This window comes from Pandoraea sp. (assembly GCF_004297875.1).
Classification (GTDB): Bacteria; Pseudomonadota; Gammaproteobacteria; order Burkholderiales; family Burkholderiaceae; genus Pandoraea.
This window is the reverse complement of the sequence record NZ_SCSK01000057.1, coordinates 1-6,575: the sequence shown is the minus strand read 5'-3', so window position 1 is coordinate 6,575 and position 6,575 is coordinate 1. Positions and strand designations below refer to the sequence as shown.

The window sequence follows — 6,575 nt, the reverse complement described above, 5'->3', positions numbered from 1 at the left end:
AGCGTGACATTGCTTTGGGCCGCACAGACGAGCGGTGCAGCAACAAGGGCCGATGCAATCAAAACTTGTCTTTTCATTATGAATGTCTCCAATTATTTAAGATTTACGGGATGCTACAAAGAACAAAGTGGACGCGCTAACGAGTGGACCTCATGCGCGCGCCACTAAACCGACTCGAAGGAATATGTCGTGCCGCACGCGCCACCGGCGAATAGCGGTGCAGCTACGCTCCCCTCAAGAAATCGCATTGGTGGAACCGGCAGTGCTCCTCACGAACGCCTGTTCCCGCATCTCGATCATGGGTATAACCGTTACGGTGCGTAACAAAATGCAGAGCACACCGATAGACCTTGAATAGCGCGAATGAATGGGAGCGAACGCATGTCTGGATCCGGGCGATCGCCATGCCGGCTCAACCTCAAGCCTGTCGAGGCGATCCATTCCGATCATTTCAGATCGGCTAAACAGACGCTGCCTCGTAACAAGCTATGTCCGCACCGCTTCGTTGACAAAGCACATGCAGCCCGCTGCTAGCAGAGGGCCTGCGGCGAGCGTGCCAAATGCGATAGGGAACGAGTGCGTGAACTGAAATACGGTGCCGACGACAAGCGGCACTGCGACATTGGCTAGCTGCCAGATGCCATTGGTCACACCGGTGGCGGAGCCGGAAAGAGAAATGCCCGCAGTTTCCGCGATCATCAGCGCTATGAGCGGCGACCATGCGAACGCCGCGATACCAAGCAACGGTGCGATCAGGTGAAACTGCGATTCGCGCTCGAGCATGCCGAACACCAGCAGCAGAATCGAGAACCCACAAAAGCATGCGCTAATCAGTGCCTTACGGCGTCCACCCATCCAATCGGAAAGCAAGCCGATGATCGGCTTGGACACGACCGCTCCGATGCCAACCAGAACCATCACAAAGCCAGCGTGGGTCGGCGAGATGCCATATCGCTTGGTCATCAGGGCATTGCCCCAAAACACGAAACCCCATGTACCCCACATTCCACCAAATCCAGCTAGCGCGAGCAGTGCCAGATTGCGATTTCCCAGCAACTTCTTCAGGTTCAACCGCTGCCGGTTACCTAGCTGCACGATCGACCCGTCACGCAAGATCACAAAACATAGCATCGCGAATATCGATGTCGCGATGCCAAGCAATGCATAGATCTGACTCCAGCCAGTCGCCGCAAGCATTTTCGGCACGATTGCATTGGTTATCACTACGGCAAGCGACGTTGCGGTCATCATCAGCCCCATTGCACGCCCTCGGTGTTTGAGATCAAACCAAGCGGTAATGAGTTTGACGCAAGCCGCATAGTCGCATCCCGACACAAGTCCCATCAGCCCTTGTGTCGCCAGTCCATATGCAACCGAAGTTGTGTGCCCGAACAGAAAAGTGCACACGCCCAGCAATAGCAATGATAGCGCAATGATCCTGCGCGGACCGAACAAGTCCACAACAACACCGCCTGCTACGTTTGACAACACATAGCCGGCATAAAACGCTGTTACGAAAACGCCGAGTGCACCGACAGGCAAGCCGAGCGACGACCCCACCGACGCTGCGACACTTCCCCAGGCCAGTCGATCGACGAACGTGAACAGTAGCGCGCCCCAGCACAACAATAGAATTACCCAGCGATACGCTGAGGCTATCGATTGGTTAGTAGGGAGCGTTAGCCGTTCATCGTGCCGTGCCGGCACCTTGATGCTGTCCATTGTTGTCTCCTAGTTTTCTCGCCCGATGGTGGGCGGCTGCCACGTCGAGTGGCTTTATGATTTTTCACTTGCAATACCGATGATTCTGTTGTGCAAGCTAGACATCGAGTCCCAGATATGCTCCGTTGCTTGCTAGCACGCTTTGCAGCGCTTTTACGTCTAGCTCGCGCAGCCTTTTCCCGCTCGAAAGCGATAGCGAGGCGGCGGTGCCCGCTGCCTCCCCCATTACAAAACAAGCGCCGGTCACGCGTGCAGCCGACTGACCCATATGCGTCATCGACGCACATCGGCCGGCCACTAGCATGTTGTCGACCTGGCGCGGCACGATCATCCGGTAGGGCAGATGATTGAAGCCCCGTACCTGCGGTATGTCGTACTGGAACTTGAACTGAACATCGCCAGCCACGTGCGCTTCGATCATCCAACCGTTGACACCGATCGTGTCGTCAAAGCTTGCACACGTGAGCACATCGTCCTCGGTAAGCTGGTACTCGCCGGTGATGCGGCGCGTCTCGCGTATGCCGATTTGTGGTGCGATCTCCAACACATAAGCTTGTTCGAAGCCGGGCGCATAACAGCGTAGGAATTGCATGAACTCGGCAATCTGCCGGCGGCCCGCGACCTCGCCCGCACTGATCTGCCGGGCGTCGGTGCCGTCGACAGCCGAGCCGTCGAGATTGCTCAGTTGCGTCACATTGGCCCGCCATTCGACGGGATTCTTTTGTGGCCGGATGATAGGAGATTTGCGTGCAAAATGAAGGCCGTCGCGACTGGCCACTTCCATCAATTTGTCGAAGTTTTCCCACGCCCGACCGGCGCGCAGCGGATCGACACCGTTGACACGAAACATCGTCGACGGGTATAGCATGTCCCCCTTGCCATCCCCTTTTTCATATGGCACGCCGGCGGCTGCGGCGATGTCCGCGTCACCCGAACAGTCGATGAAAACTTGTCCGACGATAGCTTGGCGACCTGATTTGGTTTCGATCAGCAGGGCCTCGATCTCGCGCGGGGAACGCATTACCACGCCTACCGCGTATGCATGGAACAGGAGGGAGCTGCCGCTGGCCAGGAGTAGTTCGTCGGCGGCTATTTTGTACGCGGCAGTGTCATATGCCTGCGCGGCGATCTTGCCGTCGAACAGACTATGGGGCTCGCATAAGCCGCCCAGATATGCGATACGGTCGGTTAACTGGGTCGAGACGCCATGTACAACGCGCCGGATCTCGCCGTGCACGTTCGCGTGCAGGCCGCAGAAATTGGTGACGCCGGCGGCCGTTCCCATACCACCCAGGAATCCATAGCGCTCGACCAGCAATGTCTTGTGCCCAGCGGTAGCCGCTGCGGTGGCTGCCGCTATGCCGGATGGGCCGCCGCCGAGTACGACGACTTCGTACTCACCGAGCACTGGTGTGTGCCGTGCGGGCTCGCTCACATTGTTCATCATCTACACTCTCATTTGCGTTGCATCGGGGTTTATCTTAGTTGATGCAATTCACAAATAGTTGATCTATATTGAGAATCCAGTTTTCGTGATTTGGAATCAATGTGGATATTCTTCTCAATTTACGGGCCTTCCTCGCTGCGGCGAAATATGGGTCGTTCTCGGAAGCGGCGCGCCAGTTGAACGTGGTGCCGTCGGTCGTTGCCAAGCGCGTCAGCGATCTGGAGCGAACTACCGGAACCCGGTTATTTGGTCGATCCACGCGTAAGGTGACGCTGACTGAGCCTGGCCAAAAATTCCAGGCGACGGCCAGCGCGCTCGTGGCGGAATTTGACCACGTCATCCACAGTCTCAAGCGGGATGAGGGACAACTAGAGGGACATATTCGCCTCAAGGTACCAACTTCCCTGGCAGTGCTGTATCTGGCCGACGTGTTAAGTGCCTTCCAACGCGAACATGAACGAATTACGATGGAAGTTCTACTGATCGACCGCTCCGTCAATCCTGTGGAGGAGGGCTTCGATATCGCCATCGGCGGGCGCGCGGCCAGCTATGAGGGCGTGATAGATATTCCGCTGTGCCCATTGCGCCAGGTATTGTGCGCTTCATCCGCATATCTGCAAGCGCGCGGAGTACCTACCCATCCGCGCGATCTCGCCGATCATGATTGCCTCGTGTTCAAGCCAACGGGATCGACCTGGCAGTTTGACAGTGAGCGGGGTCCAATTACGGTCGATGTACCGCAACGGCTCGTCACCAACGATAATTCCACACTTCTCGCCGCGGCTTGTGCGGGCAATGGCATTGCAATACTGCCGACATATGTGGCGAAGACCGCGCTAGCGGCCAGCACGCTGCAGCCTTTGCTGCAAGGATTTCCTCTGCAGGCCACCTGGCTCAAGGCTCTCGTGCCGCGCAGGCGCCAGGAACTCGCGCGGATCAATGCGCTGACCGAATGGCTGGCGCGCAGCCTGGCGGACGTGCCGCCATGGGATAGAAGCTAGACGCATGTCAAATACGTCCAGCACCGCTTCGATTAAGTAACATTGAGGTACACGCGCGCGGTCGAGCAGCCACGATGCGCCCTAATAGGATGTCCTCCTGCGGTTGGATGATGGGAGCCGGATGAGTCGGGAGGCTCACCCCCGGTTCTGCGAGAGGCTGGGGGTGAAACTCCCCCGGCCTACTCACCCCTACGTTTCGACGTGGCACGGCTGGTTATACGTGGCGTTCGTGATTGACGTGTTTGCGCGGCGCATCGTTGGCTGGCCGGTGAGTCGTGCCATGCGCACCGACTTCGTACTCAACGCGCTTGAACAGGCGCTGTACGCCCGGCAACCGGGCAGCGACGTGACGCTGATCCATCATTCCGTCAGGGGATCGCAATATGTTGTCATCGCCATTCCCGGTATCTACTTGACTGCGAAGGTGGTCGATATCGGCAATTACGTCGGTAGCAATGTTGATAAGTTTTCACGCCTCAGGTTAACGCCGCCGCTTTCGCGGCACGTCGCGCCGCCAGCCGTTGATGAATGTCTTCCCAACCTTAATGCCGGGTTGCGGATGACACCATGGCCGATCAATACAACCTTTTCATCCTCGAGGCAGTGGCCACCCACCTGAACGACCACCGCAAGGAGTGACGGATCAAGCATCACAATAGCGATGGCACGTTCACCTACGGTAATAGGGCCCTGGATTTTAGAGGCAGGATGATGCTCTGGAAGGGATTTCCGGTCGAACTTCGACGAGGTGGGGAACCTATGCCAGCGCCGGTCCGCGAGGCTTGCCGCAGCTCACCCTTCAGAAGGCGTTTCGCGGAGTAACAGGCGCGTTCCTACTTCCACGATGGATGTAATGGCCGGTAGCAGTTCCAGGCCAAGAGCCGTCAGCTCGTATTCTACAGATGGCGGAGAGGTCGGCATTACCTTGCGATCCAGTACTCCTCGCGCTTGCAGGTCACGCAATCTGCCGGTTAACACTTTCCCCGTGAGATTGGGGTTGTCACGCAACAGCTCCGAAAAGCGTCGCGGGCCGTTGCTCAGACACCAGATGATTTCGGGCGTCCAAAGACCGCCTAGCAAGGCCATACATTTCGACATGGGACACCCTGGCAGCGGGGCCACCCTTTTGCGGATCTTTAGACTCACTTTTGCGCTCCCAGAGAAGTTTCCACTTGGTTACCAAGTCTCTAAATAGCTACTTGAGATTCATGATAACTAAACGATACTTGCTTGCCAATGGAAAGTGTGCGCCTTAGACTGATAGCCCTTTCTACTTTCAACCAAGGAGGACTTGTCATGTACGCAGTAACAGGCGCAACGGGGCAACTTGGGCGACTTGTGATCGACGGGTTGCTGGAGAAGGTTCCGGCTGACCGGATTGTGGCGGCTGTCAGGAACCCCGCAAGGGCTCAGGATCTCGCGGAGCGTGGCGTCGTTGTGCGCGAGGCGGACTACAGTCGCCCAGAAACGCTCGCTGGCGCTTTGGCGGGCGTCGAAAAGCTATTGCTGATTTCTTCTACCGAGGTCGACGGTCGTCTGCCGCTGCACTGCGCGGTGATTGAGGCAGCTCGGCAGGCTGGCGTTTCCCTGTTGGCCTATACGAGCATGCTACATGCCGACTCGTCTCCCGCAAAGCTTGCGATCGAGCATAGACAGACCGAGGAGGCCATTGTTGCAACAGGTCTTCCAGCAGTCATTCTTCGCAATGGTTGGTACATCGAAAATCACTTGGCGATGATTCCCGCGGTTCTCCAACATGGTGCCATTGTCGGGGCCGCGAAGGAGGGGCGCTTCTCTTCGGCTGCAAGGAAGGATTACGCCATGGCCGCCGTGGTGGCGCTGACAACCGATGGGCATGTGGGAAAGACATACGAGCTGGCGGGCGACCATGCCTTTACGCTCGCGCAGCTGGCGGCTGAAGTCTCGCGTCGATCCGGGAAACCAGTCGTCTACAACGATTTGGCACCAGACGCCTATGCGAATGTACTGACCGGTCTGGGCCTGCCTACCGACCTTGCTGCCCTCCTGGCCGATGCCGACCTTGCTGCCTCACGTGGCGCGCTGTTCGATGATAGCGGTACTCTGGCGCGCTTGATCGGTCGCACTACGACACCCTGGAAAAGCCTGCTGGAAGCTGCACTGCCCGTTTGAAACCGGGGATCGAAATGGAGGGGGGAAGCCGTGTCAAGCGACATCGAGCCCCCCTGCCTGTTGGCGTTCACCGAAATTTGACCCTCTGGAATTACGGCATAAATCAGTCCAAGTATTTGGCCGCACCCCCCACGGTCCAATTTTGCGATAGATCGAACCCGGAGTTCATCCAAAAACGTTCACTTTCATCGGCATGCGAGGCGAGACCTCCCGGACAGAGGGCGCTTCGCTCTGATGGCGGTCGATTTTCGGTG

At 57.4% G+C, this 6,575-nt stretch carries 5 protein-coding genes and 1 pseudogene; 3 read left to right on the top strand and 3 right to left on the bottom strand.

The genetic code is table 11. The annotated features are described in order from the left end of the window. Positions 1 to 486: 486 nt before the first annotated feature. Both EPN80_RS17005 and EPN80_RS17000 read right to left on the bottom strand, forming a co-directional pair. Positions 487 to 1,722: an MFS transporter gene (locus tag EPN80_RS17005; RefSeq protein WP_293029977.1), complete on the bottom strand. Its 1,236-nt coding sequence runs from the start codon at positions 1,720 to 1,722 to the stop codon at positions 487 to 489. Between the two features lie 97 nt (positions 1,723 to 1,819). Next, positions 1,820 to 3,169, bottom strand: coding sequence for an FAD-dependent oxidoreductase (locus EPN80_RS17000; RefSeq protein ID WP_293029974.1), 1,350 nt, complete (start codon positions 3,167 to 3,169; stop codon positions 1,820 to 1,822). A gap of 101 nt (positions 3,170 to 3,270) precedes the next feature. Here EPN80_RS17000 and EPN80_RS16995 point away from each other — a divergent pair, with 101 nt between their 5' ends. Together EPN80_RS16995 and EPN80_RS16990 are read left to right on the top strand one after the other, a co-directional pair. Then, the gene (locus tag EPN80_RS16995) at positions 3,271 to 4,170 is read left to right on the top strand and encodes a LysR family transcriptional regulator (protein ID WP_293029971.1); all 900 of its coding nucleotides are present in this window, start codon (positions 3,271 to 3,273) and stop codon (positions 4,168 to 4,170) included. 190 nt (positions 4,171 to 4,360) lie between these two features. Beyond that, a pseudogene (locus tag EPN80_RS16990) lies at positions 4,361 to 4,558 on the top strand (DDE-type integrase/transposase/recombinase); the annotation flags it as partial. A 404-nt stretch (positions 4,559 to 4,962) separates the two neighbouring features. Here the strand turns inward: EPN80_RS16990 and EPN80_RS16985 are convergent. Beyond that, positions 4,963 to 5,256, bottom strand: a complete 294-nt coding sequence (locus tag EPN80_RS16985; protein ID WP_293029968.1) for a helix-turn-helix domain-containing protein — start codon at positions 5,254 to 5,256, stop codon at positions 4,963 to 4,965. A gap of 210 nt (positions 5,257 to 5,466) precedes the next feature. Here EPN80_RS16985 and EPN80_RS16980 point away from each other — a divergent pair, with 210 nt between their 5' ends. Beyond that, on the top strand, positions 5,467 to 6,321 hold the full coding sequence (locus EPN80_RS16980; protein WP_293029965.1) for an SDR family oxidoreductase: 855 nt from the start codon (positions 5,467 to 5,469) through the stop codon (positions 6,319 to 6,321). Positions 6,322 to 6,575: the final 254 nt, after the last annotated feature.

Bases quoted from the DNA above. Each gene is read 5' to 3' on its own strand.
- EPN80_RS17000 (WP_293029974.1), bottom strand. From the start codon at position 3,169: ATGATGAACAATGTGAGCGAGCCCGCACGGCACACACCAGTGCTCGGT.
- EPN80_RS16985 (WP_293029968.1), bottom strand. From the start codon at position 5,256: ATGGCCTTGCTAGGCGGTCTTTGGACGCCCGAAATCATCTGGTGTCTG.
- EPN80_RS16980 (WP_293029965.1), top strand. From the start codon at position 5,467: ATGTACGCAGTAACAGGCGCAACGGGGCAACTTGGGCGACTTGTGATC.
- EPN80_RS17005 (WP_293029977.1), bottom strand. From the start codon at position 1,722: ATGGACAGCATCAAGGTGCCGGCACGGCACGATGAACGGCTAACGCTC.